The organism is Gilliamella sp. Occ3-1 (genome assembly GCF_001690655.1).
Lineage (GTDB): Bacteria > Pseudomonadota > Gammaproteobacteria > Enterobacterales > Orbaceae > Gilliamella > Gilliamella apicola_P.
In genome coordinates, this window is sequence record NZ_LZHQ01000011.1 from 87,287 (window position 1) to 112,494 (window position 25,208).

At 36.1% G+C, this 25,208-nt stretch carries 22 protein-coding genes and 1 tRNA gene; 20 read left to right on the top strand and 3 right to left on the bottom strand.

Annotated features, from left to right (window positions below):
- Window positions 1–34 precede the first annotated feature (34 nt).
- The 4 genes from A9G43_RS03645 (at window position 35) to yqfB (ending at window position 5,457) form a co-directional block, all read left to right on the top strand.
- On the top strand, window positions 35–1,729 hold the full coding sequence (locus A9G43_RS03645) for a sensor histidine kinase (RefSeq protein ID WP_065606721.1): 1,695 nt from the start codon (window positions 35–37) through the stop codon (window positions 1,727–1,729).
- A complete protein-coding gene (btsR, locus tag A9G43_RS03650) occupies window positions 1,729–2,448 on the top strand; it encodes a two-component system response regulator BtsR (protein ID WP_065606723.1) in 720 nt (239 codons plus the stop codon). The genes A9G43_RS03645 and btsR overlap by 1 nt, the downstream gene beginning before the upstream one ends.
- Window positions 2,449–2,751: 303 nt before the next feature.
- Window positions 2,752–4,902: a carbon starvation CstA family protein gene (locus A9G43_RS03655; protein WP_141674012.1), complete on the top strand. Its 2,151-nt coding sequence runs from the start codon at window positions 2,752–2,754 to the stop codon at window positions 4,900–4,902.
- Between the two features lie 246 nt (window positions 4,903–5,148).
- Complete coding sequence (yqfB, locus tag A9G43_RS03660) at window positions 5,149–5,457, top strand: N(4)-acetylcytidine aminohydrolase (RefSeq protein WP_065606727.1); 309 nt, start codon at window positions 5,149–5,151, stop codon at window positions 5,455–5,457.
- A 54-nt stretch (window positions 5,458–5,511) separates the two neighbouring features.
- Here the strand turns inward: yqfB and A9G43_RS03665 are convergent, their stop codons facing one another.
- Together A9G43_RS03665 and A9G43_RS03670 are read right to left on the bottom strand one after the other, a co-directional pair.
- Complete coding sequence (locus A9G43_RS03665) at window positions 5,512–5,976, bottom strand: NfeD family protein (RefSeq protein WP_065560179.1); 465 nt, start codon at window positions 5,974–5,976, stop codon at window positions 5,512–5,514.
- 107 nt (window positions 5,977–6,083) lie between these two features.
- Window positions 6,084–6,992 carry an SPFH domain-containing protein gene (locus tag A9G43_RS03670; RefSeq protein WP_034910684.1) on the bottom strand — a complete coding sequence of 303 codons (909 nt, stop codon included), beginning with the start codon at window positions 6,990–6,992 and terminating at the stop codon, window positions 6,084–6,086.
- Between the two features lie 361 nt (window positions 6,993–7,353).
- Between A9G43_RS03670 and A9G43_RS03675 the strand changes: the two genes are divergently transcribed.
- The 16 genes from A9G43_RS03675 to A9G43_RS03750 all read left to right on the top strand — a co-directional run bounded on the left by A9G43_RS03675 (window position 7,354) and on the right by A9G43_RS03750 (window position 24,632).
- Window positions 7,354–8,916, top strand: coding sequence for an anthranilate synthase component 1 (locus A9G43_RS03675; RefSeq protein ID WP_065606729.1), 1,563 nt, complete (start codon window positions 7,354–7,356; stop codon window positions 8,914–8,916).
- Window positions 8,916–10,547: a bifunctional anthranilate synthase glutamate amidotransferase component TrpG/anthranilate phosphoribosyltransferase TrpD gene (gene trpD / locus A9G43_RS03680; RefSeq protein ID WP_034910686.1), complete on the top strand. Its 1,632-nt coding sequence runs from the start codon at window positions 8,916–8,918 to the stop codon at window positions 10,545–10,547. The genes A9G43_RS03675 and trpD overlap by 1 nt, the downstream gene beginning before the upstream one ends.
- A gap of 15 nt (window positions 10,548–10,562) precedes the next feature.
- On the top strand, window positions 10,563–11,945 hold the full coding sequence (gene trpCF / locus A9G43_RS03685) for a bifunctional indole-3-glycerol-phosphate synthase TrpC/phosphoribosylanthranilate isomerase TrpF (protein WP_065606731.1): 1,383 nt from the start codon (window positions 10,563–10,565) through the stop codon (window positions 11,943–11,945).
- 26 nt (window positions 11,946–11,971) lie between these two features.
- Window positions 11,972–13,165: a tryptophan synthase subunit beta gene (gene trpB / locus A9G43_RS03690; protein ID WP_065560175.1), complete on the top strand. Its 1,194-nt coding sequence runs from the start codon at window positions 11,972–11,974 to the stop codon at window positions 13,163–13,165.
- Window positions 13,162–13,968 (top strand): tryptophan synthase subunit alpha, encoded by an 807-nt coding sequence (trpA, locus tag A9G43_RS03695; RefSeq protein ID WP_065560174.1) that lies wholly within the window; start codon window positions 13,162–13,164, stop codon window positions 13,966–13,968. Before trpB ends, trpA begins: the two co-directional genes overlap by 4 nt.
- Window positions 13,969–14,188: 220 nt before the next feature.
- Window positions 14,189–14,265: transfer RNA gene (locus A9G43_RS03700), tRNA-Met, on the top strand.
- Between the two features lie 191 nt (window positions 14,266–14,456).
- On the top strand, window positions 14,457–14,918 hold the full coding sequence (gene rimP, locus A9G43_RS03705) for a ribosome maturation factor RimP (RefSeq protein WP_065606733.1): 462 nt from the start codon (window positions 14,457–14,459) through the stop codon (window positions 14,916–14,918).
- A gap of 16 nt (window positions 14,919–14,934) precedes the next feature.
- Window positions 14,935–16,410 (top strand): transcription termination factor NusA, encoded by a 1,476-nt coding sequence (nusA, locus tag A9G43_RS03710; protein ID WP_034910699.1) that lies wholly within the window; start codon window positions 14,935–14,937, stop codon window positions 16,408–16,410.
- A gap of 17 nt (window positions 16,411–16,427) precedes the next feature.
- Entirely contained in the window at window positions 16,428–19,091 is a 2,664-nt protein-coding gene (gene infB / locus A9G43_RS03715; RefSeq protein ID WP_065560171.1) for a translation initiation factor IF-2, read from the top strand.
- 66 nt (window positions 19,092–19,157) lie between these two features.
- A complete protein-coding gene (gene rbfA / locus A9G43_RS03720; RefSeq protein WP_065560170.1) occupies window positions 19,158–19,535 on the top strand; it encodes a 30S ribosome-binding factor RbfA in 378 nt (125 codons plus the stop codon).
- Between the two features lie 67 nt (window positions 19,536–19,602).
- Window positions 19,603–20,502 carry a tRNA pseudouridine(55) synthase TruB gene (gene truB / locus A9G43_RS03725; RefSeq protein ID WP_141674021.1) on the top strand — a complete coding sequence of 300 codons (900 nt, stop codon included), beginning with the start codon at window positions 19,603–19,605 and terminating at the stop codon, window positions 20,500–20,502.
- 570 nt (window positions 20,503–21,072) lie between these two features.
- The gene (locus tag A9G43_RS03730) at window positions 21,073–21,630 is read left to right on the top strand and encodes a POTRA domain-containing protein (protein WP_065606738.1); all 558 of its coding nucleotides are present in this window, start codon (window positions 21,073–21,075) and stop codon (window positions 21,628–21,630) included.
- Window positions 21,572–22,054 (top strand): hypothetical protein, encoded by a 483-nt coding sequence (locus A9G43_RS11125; RefSeq protein ID WP_081298009.1) that lies wholly within the window; start codon window positions 21,572–21,574, stop codon window positions 22,052–22,054. Before A9G43_RS03730 ends, A9G43_RS11125 begins: the two co-directional genes overlap by 59 nt.
- Window positions 22,055–22,062: 8 nt before the next feature.
- The gene (locus A9G43_RS03740) at window positions 22,063–22,446 is read left to right on the top strand and encodes a DUF596 domain-containing protein (RefSeq protein WP_034948698.1); all 384 of its coding nucleotides are present in this window, start codon (window positions 22,063–22,065) and stop codon (window positions 22,444–22,446) included.
- Between the two features lie 403 nt (window positions 22,447–22,849).
- Window positions 22,850–24,229, top strand: coding sequence for a VENN motif pre-toxin domain-containing protein (locus A9G43_RS03745; RefSeq protein ID WP_065606740.1), 1,380 nt, complete (start codon window positions 22,850–22,852; stop codon window positions 24,227–24,229).
- A gap of 4 nt (window positions 24,230–24,233) precedes the next feature.
- Complete coding sequence (locus A9G43_RS03750; RefSeq protein WP_065606741.1) at window positions 24,234–24,632, top strand: SMI1/KNR4 family protein; 399 nt, start codon at window positions 24,234–24,236, stop codon at window positions 24,630–24,632.
- Here the strand turns inward: A9G43_RS03750 and A9G43_RS03755 are convergent.
- Complete coding sequence (locus A9G43_RS03755; protein WP_065606743.1) at window positions 24,629–25,174, bottom strand: RNA 2'-phosphotransferase; 546 nt, start codon at window positions 25,172–25,174, stop codon at window positions 24,629–24,631. The two genes, A9G43_RS03750 and A9G43_RS03755, sit on opposite strands and share 4 nt — an antisense overlap.
- Window positions 25,175–25,208: the final 34 nt, after the last annotated feature.

The following is a 25,208-nucleotide window of genomic DNA, read 5'->3' on the forward strand; positions in this document are numbered from 1 at the left end:
TGTTGTCGGCTGTTTTGATTATGTGGCCAAAATTATGTTTGAATTGGATCTTGTTCTACAGCTTCTTCAACAAATGTGTGTTTATTTAGTTATTGCTTATTTACTGAGTAAAACACCGATCGTTATTCCTCTAATGAAAGTGACAATTCATTTACCTCACAAATTGGTATGTTATTTTATATTTTCGTTATTTTGTATTATGGGAAGCTATTTTGGTCTACATATTGAAGACACTATTGCCAATACACGGGCAATTGGGGTTATTTTAGGTGGTTTACTAGGTGGGCCACTAGTTGGTTTTTTAGTGGGAATTACAGGAGGACTTCATCGTTATACCTTAGGCGGAATTACCGCTGAAAGCTGTATGCTATCAACCATTTTAATTGGATTGCTTAGTGGATTATTTCATTATTTTCTGATGAAAAAGGGCAGAGTAGATCTTATCTATAATCCTCTTTTAGTGGGTGTATTAGGTTTGTTAGTTGAATCGCTCGAAATGATCTTGGTGCTATTAATATCACGACCTTTTGATGTGGTGTTGCATGCAGTTAGGAGTATTGCTGCGCCAATGATTGTAGCAAATAGTATTGGTGCAGCGATGTTTATGCGGATTTTACTTGATAGGCGGGCAATATTTGAGCGCTATACTTCAGCCTTTTCGGCTAAGGCATTAAAAATCGCTGTTAGTACTGAAGGTTTGCTTCGGGATGGTTTTAATCAACAAAATAGTACTAAAGTGGCTGAAATCATTTATCAAGAACTTGATATTGGCGCTGTTTCAATTACCGATCGAGAAAAAATACTCACTTTTATTGGTATTGGTGATGATCACCATTTACCAGGAACTCTAATAACCTCAAATAATACCTTAGAAGCAATCGAAAAAAATGAAGTTCAATATCTTGATGGAGTTCATCAACCTTACCAATGCTCAATAAATAAAAATTGCCGTTTAGGTTCAACGCTGGTCATTCCGCTTAGAGGAGAAAACAATACTGTCGTGGGGACGATTAAGCTTTATGAGGCAAAAAATACGTTATTCAGCACAATAAATCGAACTCTTGGCGAAGGTATTGCTAGCTTATTATCTGCACAAATTCTGGCTGGACAAAATGAGCATTATAAGCAGTTGTTATCTAAAACCGAAATTAAATTACTACATGCACAAGTCAATCCTCACTTCTTATTTAATGCCTTAAATACATTATTGGCTGTTATTCGTCGTGATAAAACACAGGCTTCACAGTTAGTGCAAAACCTTTCTATTTTTTTCCGAAAAAATTTAAAACGGACCGAAGAAATTGTTACACTAAAAGATGAAATAGAACACGTTAATGCTTATTTGCAAATCGAGAAAATGCGGTTTACGGATCAGTTGACTATCAACATCGACATTCCCACTGAATTAGAATATGCAAAATTACCAGCTTTTACATTACAACCTATTGTTGAAAATGCTATTAAACACGGAATATCTCAATTAATAGGTAACGGCAATGTAACAATTAGTGCTTATAAACTGGAGCAATCGTTAGTTTTAGAAGTGATTGACAATGCTGGCAATTACTGTGAACATAAAAAAGATACTAAAGGTTTGGGGCTTAATTTAGTTGATAAACGAATTAAAATCCGTTATGGCGAGGATTATGGTATCAAGATAGAGTGTGAAGCTGATGAGTACACCAAAGTGATGATAATATTACCGTTATCAGAGGATATAACTACTTAATGTTAAACGTAATTATTGTTGATGATGAATTACCTGCACGCGAAAATTTGCGCTGCTTGCTTGAAAGTGATCCTGAAATTTGTATTGTTGCTGAATGTAATAATGCAATGGAAGCGATTCGAGAGATTCATCGACATCAACCAGATGTAGTGTTTTTAGATATTCAAATGCCCAAAATAAATGGTATTGAAATGCTATCAATGCTAGATCATGAAACTATGCCAAGGATTGTATTTTTAACTGCTTATGGAGAGTTTGCGGTTAAAGCATTTGAAGAACAAGCATTTGATTATTTACTTAAGCCAGTTGAACCAGAAAGGCTAAACAAAACTCTATATCGTCTGCATAATCATTGTTTTTCTGGAAATATCAACCAATTAAAAGGTATTAATCAGAAACTGAATTATATTCCATGCATAGGGCATAACCGAATTTATTTATTAAATCTTGATGATGTATTTTATATTGCCTCTAAAATAACTGGAATTTTGGTATTTAATGAAACAAATCAAGAATATCTGACTGAACTAACACTAAAAACCCTTGAGAGTAAAACATGTTTAGTGCGGTGTCATAGGCAATATCTGATTAATTTAAAAAAACTTAAAGAAATTCGTTTTAATCAAACTGGCGGTGTTGAAGTTATTTTAATTAATGATATTTCGGTGCCGGTTAGCCGTCGCTATTTAAAACCTCTTAAAGAGCTATTAGGTTTGTAGCTAACTAAAATACTCTTTTTACAAAGCCATTTTATTTACCGTTAACCTATCAATTATAACCATTCACTCTCTCAATTTAACCTGTAAACGAAATACTATTATCATTCTTAAAAGTAAAAAATTACTATACGCTTGAGCATAAAAAGACCTTTAGTTGATGCTTATAATCTTAAAATTGTTAGAAGAATCGTATAGCGATAACAATAAAATGTCAGTTTTGCATTATCCTAAATTATAATTTTTTAACAATTTGTTATGGTTTTAAGTATCGATTAATTAATCTTACAAAACACAAAGAGAATCATTATGAATAATAAAATCTTTAAACATATTCCATGGTTCATCCTTGCTATAGTTGGTGCAATTTGTTTAGCAGTTATTGCATTACGGCGTGGTGAACACATTAGTGCACTTTGGATTGTTGCGGCAGCAGTTTCGATTTATCTAGTCGCTTATCGGTATTATAGTCTGTATATTGCCAAAAGAGTCATGCAGTTAGATCCAACTCGCGCCACGCCAGCGGTCATTAATAATGATGGTTTAAATTATGTCCCAACAAATAAATATGTATTATTTGGACACCATTTTGCCGCGATTGCTGGCGCAGGTCCATTAGTTGGTCCAGTACTTGCGGCACAAGTCGGTTATTTACCCGGCACACTTTGGTTACTTGCAGGCGTTGTTTTTGCAGGTGCGGTACAAGACTTTATGGTGTTGTTTTTATCTTCTCGTCGTAATGGCTCATCGCTAGGTGAAATGATTAAAGAAGAAATGGGAGTAATACCAGGAACTATTGCGCTATTTGGTTGTTTCTTGATCATGTTAATCATCTTAGCAGTATTAGCGTTAATTGTAGTCAAGGCCTTGGCAGAAAGCCCATGGGGAGTCTTTACAGTCTGTTCAACCGTTCCGATAGCTCTATTTATGGGAATCTATATGCGATTTATTAGACCAGGCCGAGTAGCAGAAGTATCAATTATTGGTATTGTGTTGCTTGTTTTATCTATCTGGTTTGGTGGTGTTATAGCGCATGATGCGTATTGGGGACCGGCTTTAACCTTTAAAGCAACAACTATTACTTATGTATTAGTTGGCTATGCACTAGTTTCGGCAATGTTACCTGTATGGCTAATTTTAGCGCCACGCGATTATTTAGCCACATTCTTAAAAATTGGAGTGATTGTTGGTTTGGCTATTGGAATTGTTATTTTAAATCCAGATCTAAAAATGCCAGCAATTACACAATATGTTGATGGAACAGGGCCTGTTTGGAAAGGAACATTATTCCCATTCTTATTTATCACCATTGCTTGTGGTGCGGTTTCTGGTTTCCATGCATTGATTTCGTCAGGTACTACACCTAAATTACTTGCCAATGAAAACGACGCTCGTTTTATTGGTTATGGTGCAATGCTAATGGAGTCATTTGTTGCAATGATGGCTTTAGTGGCTGCATCAATTATTGAGCCGGGTCTTTATTTTGCAATGAATACACCGCCAGCAGCTTTAGGTGTTACTATGCCAGATTTGCATAGACTTGGAACCGAAGATGCACCCATGATTATGGCTCAATTGCAAGACGTGACAACTCATGCCGCCGCCGCAGTGAGTTCTTGGGGATTTGTCATTTCACCTGAGGAAATTATACAAACAGCAAAAGATATTGGTGAGCCATCAGTTTTAAATCGTGCCGGTGGTGCACCGACATTAGCTGTAGGTATTGCGCATGTATTCCATCAAATTTTACCTGGTGCAAATATGGGCTTTTGGTACCATTTTGGTATTTTGTTTGAAGCACTATTTATTTTAACAGCACTTGATGCAGGTACCCGATCTGGTCGCTTTATGTTGCAAGATTTATTGGGTAATTTTGTTCCATTCTTGAAAAAAACAGATTCCCTCATTGCAGGTTTTATTGGTACTTTAGGTTGTGTTGGCTTATGGGGCTATTTACTCTATCAAGGTGTTGTTGATCCATTAGGCGGTGTTAAGAGCTTATGGCCATTATTTGGCATCTCTAACCAAATGCTTGCTGCGGTTGCATTAGTTTTAGCGACAGTTGTATTAATCAAAATGAAACGTGCGCAATATGTTTGGGTAACTATAATACCAGCTATCTGGTTATTAATTTGTACAACATGGGCATTAGCATTGAAATTATTTAGTACTAATCCGCAATTAGAAGGTTTCTTCTATTTAGCGAATGAATACAATCGTCGCATTGCAGAAGGTAGTGATTTAACTGCACAACAAATTGATAATATGCACCACATTGTTATTAATAACTATACCAATGCTGGTTTAAGTATTTTATTCTTATTAGTTGTTTACGGTATTATCTTTTTTGGTATTAAGACGGCACTAAAAGTACGTAATAATAAACAAAGAACAGATAAAGAAACGGCTTACGTATCAATCCCTGAGGGTGGTGTAAAGACAACAATGTCACATTAAGCTATAGCATTTTAGTACCCTGAATTATAATCTGAAATTAATCAGCTATTTTATGCCCATCAATCTTAAACTGATTGTTGGGCATTTTTTAAGAAGTTATTGCTATAATTGTTGTATAAATACAATATGTGCTCATAAATTTTTCCTCCTAAATTGAAACTTAATATTTATTCATTATTATTTGAAATATAATTACTCGAAATTAGTAATAATCGATTTGAGTGATTTGTTACATAGGATAATGCTGTGCAAAATGATATTACTTTTTATCAACGTTTTAAGTCTGATATTTTAGCTGGTTTAAAAGTCATTACCATTCGAGATAAGAGTGAATCACATTTTAAAGTTGGTGATAAGCTTCGTGTTGGAATTTTTGAAACTGATGAGTATTTTTGTACAATTAAAATAGTTAACATTACACAAATTACATTTGATCAACTTACCGAAAACCATGCCCAACAAGAGAATATGACTTTGAGTGATTTGAAAAAAGTAATTTCTGACATATACCCCAATGAAAATCATTTTTTTGTAATTCATTTTTCGCTCTTATAATAAAAAAGACGCATTGTTAATGCGCCCTATTTATTTTTATAACTAGCAAAAAAACTATTGATTTATAGGTAGCACATCTAAAATTAGACCATCCACAGCAATAATTTCAACACGCTGCCCAACATTAAGATCTTCAACGCATCTTGCCGACCATGTTCCATCTTTGATTTTTACTCGACCTGAGCCATTAACAATAGCATCTGTGACAACTGTTTTAATACCAATTAAATCTTGTTGTGGCTGATTGATTTCGCCTTTACTTGATTTATCTTTACCTTGCTTTTTGAGCCAAAGCCACCAAAGATAAGCAGATACAAGCGTTAGAATTGCAAATAAAATCCATAAAATTGGCCAAGAAAGAGGTAAAATCCAAGCAATTAAACCAACAATAATGGCAGCTATCCCACTCCAAAGCCCGTATCCGCCAGTACCAAGTAATTCTATAATCAGCAAAATACCGCCTAAAGCAATAAATACCCAATGGGGTGAACTATAGAAAACCATAAAAAAATCAGTCATTATTGATTACCTTTATAATACATTCAGTAAAAATCTTAAACATAGCGTTTATAGATTTTGTTAAAAAGTTTCAGGAAACACTATGTTTAAGTATAAAAATTGATTTTTTATTTCGTGTTTTTAATCAACTCAGCAATACCGCCAATACTACCCATTAAACTTGACGCATCAAGTGGCATCATAATCACTTTACTATTATCCGATGAACCAATTTGTTGTAATGCTTCAGTATATTTTTGGGCAACAAAGTAGTTAATAGCATTAATATTACCTGCAGCAATAGCATCGGATACCATTTGAGTTGCTCTTGCTTCTGCCTCGGCAGCACGTTCACGCGCTTCGGCTTGTAAAAAGGCAGATTGTCTTTCACCTTCCGCTTTTAAAATTTCAGATTGTTTTTCACCTTCAGAGCGTAAAATCGCTGCTTGACGAACACCTTCTGCTTCAAGAATTTCGGCACGTTTATTACGTTCTGCTTTCATTTGCGCATTCATCGCAGCAATCAATTCTGCTGGTGGGCGAACATCTCGAATTTCGATACGGGTAATTTTGATTCCCCATGGACTTGTTGCCTCATCGACAATACTTAGTAACTTAGAGTTAATATGATCACGTTGTGATAACATTTCATCCAATTCCATGCTACCTAAAACAGTACGAATATTAGTCATCATTAAATTAATGACAGCACGCTCTAATTGATTTACTTGATATGCAGCCCTTGCTGCTTCTTGTACTTGGATAAAGCAAACAGCATCAATTTGCACATTAGCATTATCTTTTGAAATGACTTCTTGTGATGGAATATCGAGTACTTGCTCCATCATATTAATTTTACGACCAACACCATCCATAAACGGAATAATGATATTTAAACCGGGTTCAAGGGTATGGGTATATTTACCAAAACGTTCGATAGTATATTGATAACCTTGGGGAACAATTGTAATTGCCTTTAAGACAGTAATTAACGCAAGCAAAACAATAACACCAATGACGATATAAAATACTGGCATAGTTCAAAAATCCTTATAATTTTTTATAATAAAAATGAGTCAACCATTTTATAGATTATTAAATTTTTTGCCTAGTTATAAATGCGAAGTTTGTTTTTAAAAATAAATAATCTCTTGACAGTGTGCTAGTAAACTAGTTTAATAGTACAAAATTTATTTTTAATCGATAAAAATTATGAAAGCACAATATTTATATCTTATTACTCGTCAATTCACCAGCTTTGGTTGGTGGTGCGTTACCTTTTGCGGGTGATGTAATGATGTATTGTCTTTTTTACACAACCCGCTTTATGCGGGTTTTTTAGTTTTTTGGATGTTAAACGAATCAGCTAAATAAAAATTTAAATGTAGAGAGCCAACAATGAATAAGCCGACATTAACACAAATAACCCAAACCATCGGTTATTATCAAGATCCAACTCAAGTGTTTTATCAATTGTGCGATAGTAAACCGGCAACGTTGTTACTAGAATCAGCCGAAATTGATAATAAGCAAGGAATTAAAAGTGTCATGATTGTCGATAGTGCATTACGTATTTCGGCAATAAATAATGAAGTGACTTTTAAGGCATTGACCACAAATGGTGAAAAGCTATTACCTTTATTACAACAGGCTTTTACAGACAAGTTAGATAATGTACAAGTGGATGAACAAACACTTAAATTGGTATTTCCCACTATTGATAGTATGCAAGATGAAGATTCAAGATTAAAGTCGCTATCAGTTTTTGATGCATTACGCACATTATTGACTATTGTGAATATCCCTGAACAATGTGGTCAAGATGCGATTTTTGTTGGTGGGCTATTTTGTTACGACCTTGTCGCTGGATTTGAAAACTTACCTAATTTACCTACAGAGCAGCGTTGTCAAGATTTCTGTTTTTATTTAGCTGAAACAATATTAGAAATAAATCATAAAGATCATAAATCCATTTTAAAAACGACGGTTTTCACTTCTGATTTAAAAGAAACTAAGCGCTTAACACAACGGTTAGCTAATTTACAAGCAACATTAAATAGCCCAATGAAAGCCATTCATACTCAGTCCCTTGCTAATATCGATGTGACATGTAATAAAAGTGATGATGATTTCAATACAGTTATCAAAAAAATGCAAGATGCAATTGAGCAGGGGGAAATTTTTCAAGCAGTACCTTCACGGCGTTTTAAATTACCTTGCCCTGAGCCATTATCGGCTTATCAGGTATTAAAAAACAATAATCCAAGCCCTTACATGTTTTATATGCAAGATAGTGATTTTGTGTTATTTGGAGCCTCACCTGAAAGTGCACTTAAGTATACTAAAGCAACTAATCAAGTTGAAATCTACCCAATTGCCGGTACTCGTCCACGTGGATTAACCACAAATGGTGAAATTGATTTTGATTTAGATAGTAGGTTAGAACTTGAAATGCGCACCGATAAAAAAGAACTAGCCGAACACTTAATGTTAGTTGATTTAGCACGCAACGATTTAGCGCGTATCTGTAAACCCGGTACCCGTTATACCAAAGATTTGTTAAAAGTGGATCGTTACTCTTTTGTGATGCATTTAGTTTCGCGTGTGGTTGGTCAGTTACGCAGTGATTTAGATGCGCTTCATGCTTATCAAGCCACTATGAATATGGGAACATTAACAGGAGCACCCAAAGTTCGTGCGATGCAATTAATTGCTGAATCAGAAAAAGTTAAACGTGGTAGCTATGGTGGTGCTGTTGGCTATTTTACCGCGAATGGCGATCTTGATACCTGTATTGTGATTCGAAGTGCCTATGTCGAAGATGGCATAGCGACAGTACAAGCTGGCAGTGGTGTGGTGCTAGATTCAAAGCCACAATCAGAATCTGATGAATCACGTAATAAAGCACGTGCAGTTATTCGAGCTATCATGGCAGCGCATAATGTAGAAGGTGTATTCTAATGGCTAATATCTTATTTATTGATAATATTGATTCTTTTACTTATAACTTGGTCGATCAATTACGTAATAGTAAGCATTGTGTGACGATTTATCGAAATACTATCCCTGCAAATGTAATTATTGAAAAATTGTCACAAATGCAAAACCCTATTTTAATGTTATCACCAGGTCCAGGAGCGCCAAGTGACGCTGGATGCATGCCAGAACTGTTAAAACGTTTAAAAGGTAAATTGCCTATTATTGGTATCTGCCTTGGTTATCAAGCTATTGTGGAATCCTATGGTGGAGCGATTGTGCCAGCTGGCGATATTTTGCATGGTAAGGCATCTTTAATTGAGCATGATGAGCAAGCGATGTTTAAAGGATTACCAAATCCGCTACCGGTGGCTCGTTATCACTCTTTAAAAGGTGAAAATATTCCAAAAACACTAACCATCAATGCGCTTTGCAATAATATTGTAATGGCAGTTCGTAATGATGAGGATCGGGTTTGTGGTTTTCAATTTCATCCAGAATCTATATTAACCATTCAAGGTGTAGAATTATTAGAACAAACTATTAAATGGGCACTAAATCCTCCACAAAAACAAGAGAAGCCAAAACAGGAAGCTATTGTTGATAAGCAAGAGTATAATATTCAACCTATTGTTAATAAATTATATTTAGGGCAAACCCTTACACAAGAGGAAAGTAAAATACTATTTAATTTAATTATTCAAGGTAAGATTGAACCAACTGTATTGGCTACCGCAATAATTAGTATGAAAGTTCGTGGTGAAAAACCGGATGAAATAGCAGGGGCAGCTTTAGCATTGCTTGAGAATGCCGATCATTTTGATTCTCCAGATTATGATTTTACTGATATTGTTGGTACTGGGGGTGATGGCACCAATAGCATTAACATCTCAACAGCTAGTGCTTTTGTGGCTGCAGCATTAGGTTATAAAGTGGCTAAACATGGTAATCGTGGTGTATCAAGTAAATCAGGCTCTTCCGATGTGCTTTCTGCCTTAGGCATTAAATTAAATATGTCAGCACAAACATCTCGTCAGGCATTAGATGAACTTGGTGTGTGCTTCTTATTTGCCCAGCAATATCATTCAGGTTTTCGCCATGCAGCACCAATACGCCAACAATTAAAAACTCGGACCATTTTTAATGTGTTAGGACCATTGATTAATCCATCTCGTCCTAAACGTATTTTATTAGGCGTGTATCATCCAGATTTGATCCAACCGATTGCTGAAACATTAAAAATGCTTAATTATAAACATGCTTATGTGGTGCATGGCGCAGGTATGGACGAGGTTGCTATTCATGGCGAAACTGACGTTGCTGAAGTTAAAGATGGTAAAATTCGATATTTTACGCTTAAACCTGATGATTTTGGCTTGCCAACATTTACCTTAAAAGATATTGAAGGGGGTACACCTGAGCAGAATCGTGATATGTTAATTGCCATTTTACAAGGTCACGGAAAACCAGCACACCAATCAGCAATTGCCGCTAATGTTGCGATGTTAATGAGCTTATTTGGCGAGTCAAATTTAAAACAAAATGCACAACGGGCAATTGAAATGATGCAAAGTGGTAAACCTTATGCATTATTACAACAACTAGCAGCAAGATAATAAGTGGAGAATAACATGGGAATTGCAGCATTAGTAAAAAATGTTGAAATGGCAACAGTATTGAAAAAAATCATTGAAGATAAACAAACATGGTTAACTGAGCAGTTAGCAGTAAAGCCAATTAATACCTTTAAATCAGCGATATTCCCTAGTGATCGCAATTTTTATCAAGCGTTAAATCAACCTAAAACGGTTTTTATTTTAGAGTGTAAAAAAGCGTCGCCATCAAAAGGATTGATTCGGGATGATTTTGATCCAACCGCTATTGCTAAAGTTTATAAAGATTATGCTTCAGTAGTTTCAGTATTGACTGATGAAAAATATTTTCAAGGTAGCTTTGAATTTTTACCCATAGTTCGTAATGAAATCACACAACCCGTGCTTTGTAAGGACTTTATTATTGATGAATATCAGATCTATTTAGCGCGTTATTATCAAGCTGACGCAGTACTATTAATGCTATCTGTATTGACGGATGATGAATATCGTCATCTAAGTAACATTGCTCATAAGCTAAATATGGGTATTTTGACAGAAGCTAGTACTGAAAACGAAGTTGAAAGAGCCATCCAATTGGGTGCGAAAGTAATCGGTATTAATAATCGTAACTTAAGGGATTTGACGGTTGATCTAAATCGGGTAAAAGCCTTATCCAAATCAATTCCTAACGATCGCATTATTATTAGTGAATCGGGTATTTATACTCACAATCAGGTTAAAGAACTGAGTCGTTTTGCAGATGGATTCTTAATTGGTAGTGCGTTAATGTCTGAACCAAACTTAACTTTGGCAATTCGCAAGGTGATGTTAGGCGAAAATAAAGTATGTGGTTTAACACGTCCCGAAGATGCTGTTAGTGCTTATCAAGCTGGTGCAGTTTATGGTGGTTTGATTTTTGTTACAAATTCAGCACGTTATATACAGCCAATTAAGGCTCGAAAAGTTATTGTTGCAGCACCGCTTAATTGGGTTGGTGTATTTCGAAATGAAGAGATCGAAACAGTAGTTCAAATAGCAAAACAGTTATCCTTGTATGCTGTCCAACTGCATGGTAATGAAGATGAAAACTATATCGAAATGTTGCGACAAGAATTACCCAGAACTTGCCAAATTTGGAAAGCATTAAGTATTGGTAGCACCGTTCCTGAACATAATAATCTCTTAATCTCACGTTATCTGTTTGATAACGGGGATGGTGGTACAGGTGAATGTTTTGATTGGACAATGCTCACTAATCATAATTTAAATAATGTCATTCTAGCAGGGGGTATTAACTCAAAAAATATAAGGTCAGCTTTAGCAACTGGGGTGATAGGCGTTGATCTAAACTCTGGTGTTGAAATATCCCCAGGAATTAAAGATAAACAAAAAATCCAAGCTGTATTTGAACAAATTTAATTTTTATTTAAAAAAAAGGAATAGTTATGTCTAAGTTAAATCCTTACTTTGGCGAATTTGGTGGGCAATATGTTCCTCAAATATTAATGCCAGTGCTTGAACAACTTGAAGATGCTTTTATCTCTGCAGTCAACGATCCAAACTTTCAGAAAGAGTTTAACGACTTATTAGTTAACTATGCTGGTAGACCAACAGCATTAACTTTATGTAAAAATCTAACGGCAGGCACCAAAACCAAGCTTTACTTAAAACGAGAAGATTTAGTGCATGGTGGTGCACACAAAACTAACCAAGTTTTAGGACAAGCATTGCTTGCTAAAAGAATGGGCAAAACTGAAATTATAGCCGAAACAGGTGCAGGGCAACATGGTGTTGCTTCGGCTTTAGCCTGCGCACTACTTGGCTTAAAATGCCGAATTTATATGGGTGCAAAAGATGTTAAACGCCAAGCACCTAACGTATTTAGAATGCGGTTGATGGGCGCAACAGTCATCCCAGTTGAAACTGGTTCAGCGACTTTAAAAGATGCGTGTAACGAGGCATTACGTGATTGGTCTGGCAGTTATGAAAAAGCGCATTATATGTTAGGTACGGCAGCAGGTCCGCATCCTTTTCCAACAATTGTACGTGAGTTTCAACAGATGATCAGCCGTGAAGCTAAACAACAAATCCTTGAAAAAGAAGGACGTTTGCCTGATGCAGTAATTGCATGTGTTGGTGGTGGTTCAAACGCAATTGGTATGTTTGCTAATTTTATTGATGATAAATCCGTCAAATTAATTGGTGTAGAGCCAGGAGGTCATGGGATTGAAAGTGGCGAACATGGCGCTTCGTTAAAGCATGGTAAGCTTGGCATCTATTTCGGTATGAAATCACCGATGATGCAAACGGAAGAAGGACAAATTGAAGAATCTTATTCAATATCGGCAGGGTTAGATTTTCCATCAGTTGGTCCACAGCATGCGTATTTAGATAGTATTGGTCGTGCTGATTATGTTTCAATTACTGATGATGAAGCGCTTGATGCATTTAAAGCGTTATCACGGCATGAAGGTATTATTCCTGCGTTAGAATCATCACACGCATTAGCTTATGCTATGAAAATGATAAAAGAAAATCCAACTAAAGAACAGCTACTAATAGTTAACCTGTCAGGGCGTGGCGATAAAGATATCTTTACCGTTTATGATATTTTAAAAGCAAAAGGAGAAATAGAATGAGCCGTTATCAAAAACTGTTTGCAACATTAACAGCCGAAAAACGAGGTGCTTTTGTTCCTTTTGTTCCAGTTGGTGATCCAACGCCAGAACTGTCATTTAAAATCATTCAAACTTTAATTGAATCTGGCGCTGATGCACTAGAGCTAGGGATCCCATTTTCAGATCCTATGGCCGATGGTCCAACTATTCAAAATGCCAATATTCGGGCATTTAAAGCAGGAATAACAGTTGAAAAGTGTTTTGAAATTTTAACCAATGTCAGAGCGCAATACATCAATATTCCAATAGGATTACTTATTTATGCTAATTTAGTTTTCAAAAATGGTATCGACGACTTTTATGCCAAGTGTGCCAAAGCGGGAGTTGATTCAGTATTGATTGCTGATTTGCCAGCTCAATATGCACAAGAATTTACAGTGGCCGCCGAAAAATACAATATAGCACCGATTTTTATTTGTCCACCAAATGCTGATGATAAAGTCATTCAAAGTATTGCTAAGCAAGGCAAAGGTTATACCTATTTGGTATCACGAGCAGGTGTTACTGGTGCTGAAAATCGAGCTAACAAACCGCTTACCCATCTGATCAAAAAATTAGTTGAGTTTGGCGCTCCACCTGCGTTACAAGGGTTTGGTATTTCAGAACCAACTCAAGTTAGCGAAGCGATTAAATCCGGTGCAGTTGGGGCAATTAGCGGATCGGCAACAGTAAAAATTATTGAGAAAAACCTCGACAATCCCGAACAAATGCTTAGCCAATTAGCCAAATTTGTTCAATCAATGAAACAGGCAACTAGCAAGTAATTTATATTACTTTATAGTACTAAATAGTGGGCACAATAATAGGCTTGAAAATGGAATTATTGTGCCAATATAAGTTAAACAATCATGCTTAAGTTAAGTGGTATATATATATTAAAATTGACGTGTAGCATATTTTTAATAATTTTAAGGTTACTGATAAAATCAGTGTGATTTGCAGTTGCATTTTATTTAAAATGCCGTATAATTCTCATTCATCTATCGCGGGGTGGAGCAGCTTGGTAGCTCGTCGGGCTCATAACCCGAAGGTCGTTGGTTCAAATCCAGCCCCCGCAACCACTTAAATTTTCATTCATAAACCAATCTATCCTGTTATTGTCTGAAAGTTCGAATAAAGTGGCTTCATTATAGTTAGTTTTTGAATGTAAGCCTCGCATGTCGAGGTTTTTTTTCGTGTAGTGATTTAAGCGTAAGTTTAAAAAGAATGTTGGGCTTTATGCCCTTTTTTATTTTCTGCTGTGGAGGTTTGTTTGGCTAATATAGAACAACAATTAACCGATATTATCCAAGAGCCAGTTAATGCACTTGGTTTTGAATTAGTCGGAGTTGAATATATTCGTGGTCGTTATCCTATACTACGAGTCTATATTGATAGTGAAAATGGTATTACGGTTGATGATTGTGCTGATGCAAGCCGTCAAATCAGTGCGGTGCTTGATGTAGAAGACCCGATCAAAGATGCTTACAATCTTGAAGTTTCATCACCAGGAATGGACAGACCTTTGTTTACGCTTGAGCATTATCAGCGGTTTATTGGTGAAGAAGTTACAGTCAGTCTACGTATACCTGTTGCTAATCGCCGTAAATGGAAAGGACAAATTAAGTCTATCGATAGCCAAATGATTACATTAACTGTAGATGATAAAGATGAAGTATTTGCTTTTAGTAATATTCAAAAAGCGAATATTGTACCTAATTTTAACCTTAAATAGAGTACGGATGTAAAGGATGAATAAAGAAATTTTAGCTGTTGTTGAAGCTGTATCAAACGAAAAAGCACTTACGCGTGATAAAATTTTCGAAGCTTTAGAAACCGCATTAGCAACGGCCACAAAAAAGAAGCATAATGTTGATATTGACGTTGTTGTTAAAATAGATCACAAAACAGGTGATTACGACACTTTCCGCCGTTGGCTTGTTGTTGATGAAGTTACGCAACCAACTAAAGAAATGACATTAGACGCTGCACAATACGAAGACCCATCTGTTAAACTTGGCGATTACGTTGAAGAGCAAATTGAATCCGTTGCTTTTGACCGTATAACCACACAAACAGCAAAACAAGTTATCGTACAAAAGGTACGCGAAGCTGAGCGTGCAATGATCATTGACATGTTTAGAAATCGTATTGGTGATATTGTGACTGGAATTGTCAAAAAAACCAATCGCGATAGCGTGATTCTTGATTTAGGTAACAATGCAGACGCAATGATGTCACGCCATGATATGTTACCGCGTGAAAACTTCCGTATAGGCGATCGTGTCCGTGGTATTTTATATCTTGTAGAACAAAATAATAAACCTGCACAACTATGCATTAGCCGTTCAAACCCTGAAATGATGGAAGAGTTATTCCGTATTGAAGTCCCTGAAATTGGTGAAGAGATGATTGACATCAAAGGCGTGGCTCGTGATCCTGGCTCACGTGCTAAAATCGCAGTTAGTAGTAATGATCGTCGTATTGACCCTGTTGGTGCTTGTGTTGGTATGCGTGGTGCGCGCGTACAAGCAGTATCTAATGAATTTGGTGGAGAACGTATTGACATTGTTTTATGGGACGATAATCCTGCACAATACGTAATTAATGCTATGGCGCCGGCAGATGTTGTTTCAATTGTTGTTGATGAAGACAAACACACCATGGATGTAGCCGTCAATGCTGAAACTTTACCACAAGCCATTGGTCGAAATGGTCAGAATATCCGTTTAGCTTCACAGCTTACTGGCTGGACACTAAATGTGATGAGTAACGAAGATTTACAAGAAAAACATCATGCAGAATCTTTTGCTGCAATCAATAATTTGATGAAACATCTTGATATTGATGAAGGGCTTGCACAGCTATTAGTTGAAGAAGGCTTTACCTCACTTGAGGAACTTGCCTATGTGCCAGTTGACGAATTGCTTGAAATTGAAGAACTTGATGAAGATCTTGTTGAAGCTTTAAGAACGCGAGCAAAAGATGCATTAACAACACTTGCACTAGCAAATAGTGGCGAAAAACAACCAGCTCAAGATTTGCTAAATCTACCCGGTATGACACAAGAGTTAGCTTATCAATTAGTACAACATGACATCATTACTTTGGAAGATTTAGCAGAACAAGGTACTGATGATTTAGCTGAAATTGAAGGTATAACAAACGAACAAGCAGGCGATTTTATTATGGCTGCTCGTAATATTTGTTGGTTTGCAGATGAATAATTGAGGAAAAGTAATACATGACCAAAGTATCAATAGAAACACTGGCTCAAGAAATCAATACACCAGTGCAAACACTTTTGCAACAGTTTGCTGATGCAGGTATGAAGAAATCTGCAACAGACACTGTCACACAAAAGGAGAAAGAAGCTTTGCTTGCTCATTTAAAACCTCAGCAAGGTCCAACAAAGTTAACATTGCAACGTAAGACGCACTCAACCTTAAATGTGTCGAGCGGTGGTGGCAAAAGCAAAGAAATAAAAGTAGAAGTTCGTAAAAAACGCACTTTTGTTAAACGCGATCCAGCTGAAATTGCGGCGGAGCAAGAAAAAGCACGCTTAGAAGCTGAACAAAAAGCTCGCCAAGAAGCAGAACTAAAAGCGAAACAAGAAGCCGAATTAAAAGCGCGTAAAGAAGCGGAAGAAAAAGAAAAGAAAGCTGAAGAAGAAGCGAAAAAGCGTGCTCAAGAGGAAAAAGCGAAAGCGGCACAAGAGCGAGTAGTTGATCCAAAAGTAAAAAAAGCGCAAGAAGAAAAAGCACGATTAGAAGCTGAAGCGAATGAAATTAAACGTAAAGCGGAAGAAGAAAATCGTCGAAAATTAGAGGAAGATGCCAAGCGTATGGCTGAAGAAGCTCGTAAGCTAGCAGAACAATATAATGAAGTTGATGATAGTGATCATACAGAAGATGAAGATTATCATGTGACAACCTCTAAATACGCTAGAGCAGCAGAAGATGAAACTGACCGTGAAGTTGAAAGCGCTCGTGGACGTGGCCGAAACACTAAACAAACTAAACAGAAAAAAGGCAACAAGCTATCAGAAGGCAAAGCGGAACGTGAAGAAGCTCGAGCTGTGACTCGTGGCGGCCATAATAAAAAGAAAGGTAAAAGCACGTTGCAACAAAGTTTTACTAAACCTGTCCAAGCGGTTAATCGTGATGTTGTTATTGGTGAAACCATTACCGTTGCTGAATTAGCGAATAAAATGGCAGTAAAAGGTTCCGAAGTGATCAAAACTATGATGAAAATGGGGGCAATGGCAACTATTAATCAAGTTATCGATCAAGAAACAGCACAATTAGTGGCTGAAGAAATGGGACATAAAGTAGTACTTCGTCGTGAAAATGAACTTGAAGAATCACTCATGAGCGACCGTGATACAGGCGCTGAAAAAGTTTCGCGCGCACCAGTTGTTACCATTATGGGACACGTTGACCATGGTAAAACCTCTTTACTTGACTATATTCGTAAAGCAAAAGTGGCTTCAGGCGAAGCTGGTGGAATTACACAACATATCGGTGCTTATCATGTTAAAACACCAAGTGGAGAAATAACTTTCTTAGATACTCCAGGTCATGCGGCGTTTACCTCTATGCGTGCGCGGGGTGCTAAAGCAACGGATATTGTAGTACTTGTTGTTGCTGCTGATGATGGTGTAATGCCACAAACTATAGAAGCAATCCAACATGCTAAAGCGGCAAATGTACCAATTGTTGTTGCTGTTAACAAAATTGATAAACCTGAAGCTGATCCAGAGCGTGTAAAAGGCGAACTAGCACAATATGGCGTAATGTCAGAAGATTGGGGGGGGGATACTCAGTTTGTTCATGTGTCTGCTAAAGCAGGTACTGGTATTGATCAACTACTTGAAGCCATCTTACTACAAGCTGAAGTGCTTGAATTAACCGCGTACGAAACAGGTATGGCAAGCGGCGTTGTGATTGAATCATTCCTTGATAAAGGTCGTGGTTCAGTTGCAACAGTACTTGTTCAATCAGGTACGTTGCGTAAAGGTGATATCGTACTTTGTGGATTTGAATACGGTCGTATCCGAGCGATGCGCAATGAACTAGGTAAAGAAGTGACTGAAGCTGGTCCATCAATACCAGTTGAAATTCTTGGCTTGTCTGGAGTGCCATCAGCTGGTGACGAAGCTACTGTTGTACGTGATGAAAAGAAAGCTCGTGAAGTTGCGCTTTATCGACAAGGTAAATTCCGTGATGTAAAACTTGCTCGTCAACAAAAAGCGAAGCTTGAAAACATGTTTACCAACATGACAGAAGGCGATGTTTCTGAACTCAATATTGTTCTAAAAGCAGATGTTCAAGGTTCTGCTGAGGCGATTTCTGATTCATTACTTAAACTATCAACAGATGAAGTTAAAGTTAAAATTATCGGTTCAGGTGTGGGTGGTATCACTGAAACCGATGCATCACTGGCTGCAGCATCAAATGCGATTATTTTAGGCTTTAATGTTCGTGCCGATGCGTCAGCGCGTAAAGTAATTGAATCAGAAAACTTAGATCTTCGTTACTATTCAGTAATTTATGATCTGATTGACGAAGTTAAACAAGCCATGAGCGGTATGCTTGCACCAGAATACAAACAAGAAATTATTGGTCTTGCTCAAGTGCGTGATGTGTTTAAATCACCTAAATTTGGTGCAATTGCAGGTTGTATGGTAACCGAAGGTGTTGTTAAACGTCACAACCCAATTCGTGTATTGCGTGATAACGTTGTTATCTATGAAGGCGAACTTGAATCATTACGCCGCTTTAAAGATGATGTTAACGAAGTACGTAATGGAACCGAATGTGGTATTGGTGTGCGTAACTACAACGATGTTCGTGTTGGCGACACGATTGAAGTTTTTGAAACTATCGAAATCAAACGTACGATCTAATTACAACGTATTTGATGTTATAAGCAAGGTATAGTCCTTGCTTATTCATTTATAAGGAAAATAGATATGGCAAAAGCATTTAATCGTTCATCTCGAGTTGGACATGAATTACAAAAAGAAATTGCAATTATCTTACAACGAGAAATCAAAGACCCTCGCCTTGGTATGGTAACTGTTTCAGGCGTTGATATCTCGCGTGATCTTTCGTATGCCAAAGTTTTTGTGACTTTTTTGAATGACGATGATCCACAAGTTATTGAACAAGGATTAACGGTACTTAATGATGCTAAAGGTTACATTCGAACCTTAATTGGCAAAGCGATGCGTTTGCGAATCATTCCAGAGATAAAATTCTTTTACGATGAGTCGCTCGTTAAAGGTATGCAAATGTCGAGTTTGGTGGCGGATGTTATCAAACAAGATAATGAGCGTCATAAAGATTAATATTAAAAAATAGTCCTGAACTCTGTAAAAAAGTTTCCGGTAACTATGTGTTTCAGTATAAAAAATGATGAATATAAAAAAAACTCGCCGTGATCTTCACGGCGTTTTGTTGCTAGACAAAACGCAAGGCATGACATCAAACGATGCGTTGCAAAAAGTAAAATGGTTATTTAATGCTAAAAAGGCAGGGCATACGGGAGCTCTTGATCCACTAGCGACAGGGATGCTTCCTATCTGTTTTGGTGAAGCAACCAAATTTTCACAATATTTATTGGATTCAGATAAGCGTTATCGTGTGATCGCCAAACTAGGAGAACGAACCGATACATCTGATGCCGATGGTCAAATTATATGTACCAAACCTGTTAAAGTGACTGAATCACAAATCAAGCAAGCTTTAACACATTTTCGCGGTGATATTTTACAAGTGCCAACTATGTTTTCGGCATTAAAATATCAAGGAAAACCGCTTTACCAATATGCTCGCCAAGGTATTGTGGTTGAACGTGAAGCTAGACCAATTACCGTTTACGAAAATCAATTTATCCAATTTGATACAATAAAAAACGAATTAACGTTAGAAATACACTGCTCAAAAGGCACCTACATCCGAACCATTATTGATGATTTAGGGGAATTATTGGGTTGCGGAGCACACGTTATTTATTTAAGGCGTTTACAAGTTACCAATTACCCGATTGAAAACATGGTTACGTTAGAACAGTTACAAAATATCGAACTTAAAGATGATCTACTAATGCCCGTTGACAGCCCATTGCAAGATCGCCCAAAAGTTACCCTTAGCGATACGCAGGGTAAAGATATATTATTAGGAAGAACCATTGAACTTGAAAGCTCCACGAAAGTTGAAACCTTAGTGCGAATTTATCAAGGCAAGCAATTTATTGGCGCTGGTATAATGCATAATAATAAATTATTGCCAAAGCGTTTAATATCAAACAATTAATTATTAACTTTTATTTGAGTGCTAAATTTAATTTTTTAACAGCAATCAAACAGCTAACAAAAGTTAAATTTAGCTTCTCATAATTAAATAATTCTCTAAACCTTTTAAGGTGTCTTCTCCAAGAATCATTTTAGGCGATTTAACAGCATTATAACAGTTAACAAATTACTTAACCTGTTGTTTCTATTTTTGTAGTCTTTTAATATTTATTTTTTTTATGCTACAACACATAGTTAAACTATGTATCACTATTTCTTTAAAAAATATAAAAATTTTGTTTATATAGAATTCAATTTCAATGGTTAAAGGTAACAAGTTTTAATCTAGCTTTTGTATTTATTACTGTTGTTTTTCAATTTACCGTAAGCGATATGAGTAATTTTTTCTGAAAATAATTTAATGATTAATATATTTAACTGTTTTAGTAATAAAAATAAATATTATAAAAATGATATTTATCAAATTTTAACATAGACATTCAACCTGATTTACTTTAATATTCATTATGTAATTTATATGTAAATTTTGTGCAATATATATGTGAATATCGATCTAAAAAGAGTTTTTTTAATGAAAAAATATTTATTAAGTTTTGTATTAGTAATCTCTCCTGTATCTATTTTGTTTGCATTGCCAGCTCAAACCCAAACCCAAACTCTTAGCGATCAGCAGTTAATTCACCAGCAAGAGCGTCAAAAAGCGCTAGAGGATTCATTAAATCCAACCTCTCCTGATATTCATTTATTACCGCCAAGTAAAACCGTTGGCGAGATAAACTTTCCTGTTGAGTCATTATGTTTCAATATTAATCGAGTTGAATTAATTGAGCGTGACAAATTACCTTGGTTTATTCCTTTAAAGAAACTCGCTCAACAAGCAGAGCATCGTTGTTTAGGAGGGGAAGGTATTAATTTATTGATGAGTCAGCTGCAAGACCGATTGGTAAGTTATGGTTTTATTACGACCCGAGTGGTTGCGCCAGAGCAAGATTTAGCGGATGGAACGTTAAAATTATTGCTTGTTGAAGGAAAAGTTAGGCACGTTAACTATAGTGATGATAGTGATAAATATGCGCAGCTTTATAGTGCCATGCCAGTTAGAGAGGGCAAAACACTCAATTCCGCCTGATGATGACGATGATAATAGGCACAAGCAAGATAACCAAAAATACCAAAATCAGAAACAGCAAGAAAGATTTGATGAATTAAGGAATATCTATGATAAAAATAACCCTACCACAGATTTAAAAATTGATGGGCAAACTATTCGGCAGGGTGTTGGCGGAAATCGTTACTCCACTCGAATTTACGAAAGCCAAAATTTGACCGATAAACAGATATATAATTATGCGGAGGAACTAGCAGGACAACCATTAACAAAAGTTAAAGATGGTGTTTACACAACACGATTGCCGGATGGTACTAATATTACATTAAGGAATGTATCTCATTCTGATACAGGAGCGCGTTGGACTATTGATATAAAAAACAACCCAGCTTTAACTAAATTATACAGAGGGTTGAGAACTGGAGCAGAAATTAAATTTAGATAGGAAAAAATATGATAAATGAAAATGATTATAAAAATATTATTGATTGGTCAGAACTAAGAGCTTTTAGTGGATTATGGAATTGTATTGCACCTGATATGTTCCCTTCTCTAAAATCTAATGAAAAAAAATTTCCTTTTCAAGAAAGAAAAGAATTATTTTTTTATTTTGTAAAAAGGTTACTAAAAGAGGGACGTCTTAAATTAGCAAAGAATGGTCGGCTTTTAGAAGGTTCAATAGAAGATCAAATAAAATTGTTTTATGAAGCTTTTCCGAAAACAGAAGATGAAATGTTTGATAAACAAAAATTAATGGATGATTATTGGTTTTTTGATGATTCTTGTCCAGCAGAAGCTGTTTGGGTTAATAATGATGGTTCTTTAGAATGGACTTAACTTGCTAACTTATTTACCTATCCTAAATTGTCGTAGCTCAAACTTAACCCGACAATTCTAACACTATCTTATTTTATGTGTTCGTTATTAAAAAGTGACAGTTAATTCTGTCACTAAATTTTATATAATTGCTTATTTTGGCTTAGCATCGTTTTTTAGCTATTATTGTTTTCATACACCATGCTAATAAATCCCGTTTACTGTATTTCTCATAGTGCCATATCTCTTTCTATTCAAAACATAAAAAACATATTAACTCACTATTTTTACTTGCAAAAAATCGGCCAGTAAAGACATTGATTTTATTGAAGTTTTTCTTAGTGTTTTTTTGTAATGGCAAAGGTGGTTTTGGTATTACTGTCGGCAGCAACAAAAAATCTACGAAGACGCCTACAAAGAATCGATGAACCAAGGCATGTCAGCGATGGGCAGTGACACCCGTCAAGGCATTGACATGGCGGTTAGTATCATCAACGGCTTAATCAGTGGCGACATGGCAGGGGCAGCCGCAGGGGTACTTGCGCCAAAAATTGCGACTATTATCAAACAACAGACCGAAGGAAACACCGTTGCCAACACCGTCAGCCATGCCATACTCGGTGCGGTGGTAGCCGAGCTGCAAGGCAACTCAGCTCTAGTGGGTGGCTTAGGTGCTGCTGCAAGTGAACGTGGTGCTGAGGTTATCATGGGTATTCTTTACCCAGGTAAAACAGTAGCGGAATTATCACAAGAAGAAAGACAACAAATCAGCGCCCTATCACAACTAGCGACAGGCCTAGCAATAGCCGCTGCCGGTGGTGATATCCAAGATGTCAATACAGGCGTTGCTGCGGGGAAAAATGCGGTTGAGAATAATTATTTTGGTCAAGCGATTGTAAATGCTGCTAAATCACATTGTGATGGGAATAAAGATTGTGAAGATAAAATCATCAAGGAAGGAATAGATAGTTATAATGAAACTATAATAGAATATGGTACACCACAGGTTATTGCGATCGGTGCAGTTATTGCTGCACCAATAGTAGAGCCAGCAGTTGTTGCTTGTTCAGCCAATCCAGTATTATGCGCAAACCAAGTTGCAACATGGTTAATTGAAACTGTTGGATTTGAAGGTAACCCAGCGATGGGATTGGGAATGACAGCAGGTGTATACGTTAATTCTTTGAGTAAAGCGGAATTAAACGAACTTGCTGCTATAATGACATTAGAAAAAAATAAGTTAATAAAAAATTCATCCCCTTTAATAGATGAACTAAAGGTTACTCTTAGTGAAGACAGTGCTCATAAACTTGTTTACGATAAAGCTACTAATAGCATAATTAAGCAAGCTAAAGCTGGAAAGGGGATTTCCAATATATCTACTTTGAATCCTAGTGAAATTAGATTCTCACAAAATACGGTTTCTTATAATAAAGTAGAACGAGGGACTGATATGAAATATACTTATGACGATCTTGTTACAAGCATGAAAACTGATGGTTGGAAAGGTGAACCTGTTAATGTAATTAAAATGCCTGACGGAAAATTCACTAGTATGGATAATACTAGAATAGCAGCCGCTAGAGAAGCTGGTATAGATATTAAAGCTAATATTAGAAATTTTGATGATAAGCTTTCACCTTCTGAAGTAAATAGGTTTTCTGATCCTAAAAAAGGATTTATACCTACAACTTGGGGAGAAGCAATAACAGGGAGAATTAATAAACAGTCTGGTGGATTTAGTAAAAATAATCCATATGGTTCAAGTACTCCTCCTCGCATTAGTGGTAAACCTAAGGATTAATAATATGGCTCATTACTTATATTCGAAAGAAGAATTACCCGAAGGATTCAAATATCCGCTATCTTTTTTGGAAATTGTTTCTAAGAAAGATGTTCTAGATTTAGAACCATGGTGGTTTCTATATGAATTTGAAGATTTTGCTAAACACTGGTTATTTGAGATAAAAAAACAATACCCAACTAGAAAATTGATACCATTTGCTAAAGCTTCTAATAATGATGATATTGTTTGTTTTGATGGTTCCGATATATCAGGCAATCCGAAAGTATACTTTGTTCATACTTTTGCTACCCCTGGATGGGAGGATAGAGGTAGTGTTTATAGTTTTGATGAATGGTTAAAACAAGCCAAAGAAGAATCAGCTCAATATAAAGCAGGAAGGGCTAAATTAGATAAGATTTAGTCAAATATTAAAAAAGTGTTAGGCACAGCATCGGTTAACCAAACACCGTTATCAGCCAAATAAAACTTAAAGCCTTGTTGATGCATCTGCAAGGCTTTAAGTTTTAACAAAATAGGTTTACCGTGTCGTTTCCCTACAGTATTAGCTGTCTGTTCATCAATAGATAAATGGACATAATGGCGATCACCTGCAATTAATCCTTGTTTTTTTATTGAATCAATAAAACGCATTGCTGTACCATGATATAAAAATTTGGGCGGTACTTTTTCTACATACTTAATTTTTACTTGTTGAGTTGAATGTCCTTGTGCTGCACGTATTTTTATACCATCATCCGAAATCGTAAAACGTTTTTTGTCACTTGTTTTAACAACTTGTTCAATCAACTCTCTAGTAAGAGGTTCGCCATGTTGATTAGCTTGAGCAATGAGATGAACTATATCAACCCATCCATCAGAATCTAATGTGATACCTATAGCTTTCGGTTGATGCCTTAAAATGTAACTTAAAAATTTACTCGTTTTATTTAATTGTTTGTTCAAATTTTATATCCTTTCTTATTCCTATCAGTCTTTG